This is a genomic window from Flavobacterium caeni, from assembly GCF_900101895.1.
Taxonomy (GTDB): Bacteria; Bacteroidota; Bacteroidia; order Flavobacteriales; family Flavobacteriaceae; genus Flavobacterium; species Flavobacterium caeni.
This window is the reverse complement of the sequence record NZ_FMVF01000063.1, coordinates 1-1589: the sequence shown is the minus strand read 5'-3', so window position 1 is coordinate 1589 and position 1589 is coordinate 1. Positions and strand designations below refer to the sequence as shown.

Annotated in this window: 2 protein-coding genes; both read right to left on the bottom strand. The window is 35.3% G+C overall.

Features of this window, described 5'->3' with window-relative positions:
* Positions 1–90 precede the first annotated feature (90 nt).
* Complete coding sequence (locus BLP55_RS16520; RefSeq protein WP_091147494.1) at positions 91–669, bottom strand: hypothetical protein; 579 nt, start codon at positions 667–669, stop codon at positions 91–93.
* A 125-nt stretch (positions 670–794) separates the two neighbouring features.
* Positions 795–1457 (bottom strand): hypothetical protein, encoded by a 663-nt coding sequence (locus BLP55_RS16515; RefSeq protein ID WP_091147490.1) that lies wholly within the window; start codon positions 1455–1457, stop codon positions 795–797.
* Positions 1458–1589 lie beyond the last annotated feature (132 nt).

The following is a 1589-nucleotide window of genomic DNA, read 5'->3' as shown; positions in this document are numbered from 1 at the left end:
AGTAAATTCTTAAGATCCTTTTCGAATCATGATAGTTGACGGATGCTGTGGTATGTGGAAGCCAGGGCGCGAGCATAACGTTAGGCCGCTTCACGACGTTGCCGATGAAAGCGGAGCAGAGTTCGCTCTGCCAATATAATATTTCTTCGTGAAACCGCAACGTCCGGCTACCGAAAACCCGGCAATGTCTTGAAACGGCGGTTGAGCGACGTTTCTAGTTTTATTTGATTTTTTATTCTCTAATCTTTTAATTTTCTCTTCAAGGATTTTGAATTTTTGTTCATTTTCTCGATTGAATGTTTCTACTTTAAAGAAAATTGCTGCTAGCGCAATTAATAAAGAAATTATAGGAATAACTATTTGAATAATATCTTTGACTTTATCTATTTTATTTTTGTAAGCTAGCCTCAAATATTTTCTATCTGAATATGCGGCGACTCCTGCTTCTTTAGAATACATTCCGGTTACTCCGTGAGCATCATGATAACCGATTTCTTTGTTTTCGTATAAAATTGAAGATAGTTCTCGAAGGGTTTTCTCGTCACATCCAACATACTTTGTAATTTCTTCGAATTTGACTCCAAGAATTCTTTCTGATCCAGCTTCACAAGCTAGAAACTGCTTTGATAAAATTTCTAATATCTTATGTCGTTTTTTATCGCGGTTCATATGAAATGTTGCTCAACGTTTCGCGCAGTTACGCAGGAGCGGAAAAGCGGACTGAGTATTCTCTGCCAAGATAAAACTTTCTTCGTGAAAACCGAACGTTCAACTCACGAAAAACCAGCTCTTGCTTAACTGCGCTGTTGGGCGGCGTAATCTACTTTCAGAGAATTAATAATATCATTAGCGGAAAATATCTCTGCATAATCATGCATCGATCCAATCTCAAATTTTAAAGGTTCATTATTTTGCGTATAGGCGATAATCCTATGTTCTTTTTGATAGCTCAATAAATGAGATTTCTTAAATAACGTTACTTCATGATTATTCTTACTGTAATTGCAATAGCGAACCAAGTTGTGTGAATGAGTAATTCCTTTTTCGTCAAGTTTAGCAAGTATAGAAAAAATAAATTTTTCTACATCTTTTATAATTATACAATGAGTTCCAAATTGAAGCATTCTTTTATCAACTGTATGCACGGATTTTCTTTTCAGTAACAGATTTGAGATTGCATAAGTTGAATAAATATTTCCTACATGACCACCTATATTCTTCCAGAGTTGCATGCTTGGAGAGTTTACAGTAATAGGATTGTCAGGGAATTTAAATGTTAGTTTAGCATCTTTTATGTTTAAAATTTCAACCGTTCCTTCATATTTGTCGCCAATTCCTGGTTTGTCAAATTCTTTGAAAGTCTGAATGGTATTCATGTAAATCTCTCCTTTTTCAAAGAGGTTTTTAATATTTTCTTCGCTTCCAAATTTCAAAAGAAACTTTACATTAATTGTCATGTTCGTGAATTTATGATGATTTCCCGATTATGTCGCCCAACGTTCCCTGTATTTGCGCTGGAGCGGAAATAGGAGCAGAGTTCTCTCTGCTAAGATAAAACTTTCTTGGTTTGGACGAACGTCTAACTTGCT

Bases quoted from the DNA above. Each gene is read 5' to 3' on its own strand.
- BLP55_RS16520 (WP_091147494.1), bottom strand. From the start codon at position 669: ATGAACCGCGATAAAAAACGACATAAGATATTAGAAATTTTATCAAAG.
- BLP55_RS16515 (WP_091147490.1), bottom strand. From the start codon at position 1,457: ATGACAATTAATGTAAAGTTTCTTTTGAAATTTGGAAGCGAAGAAAAT.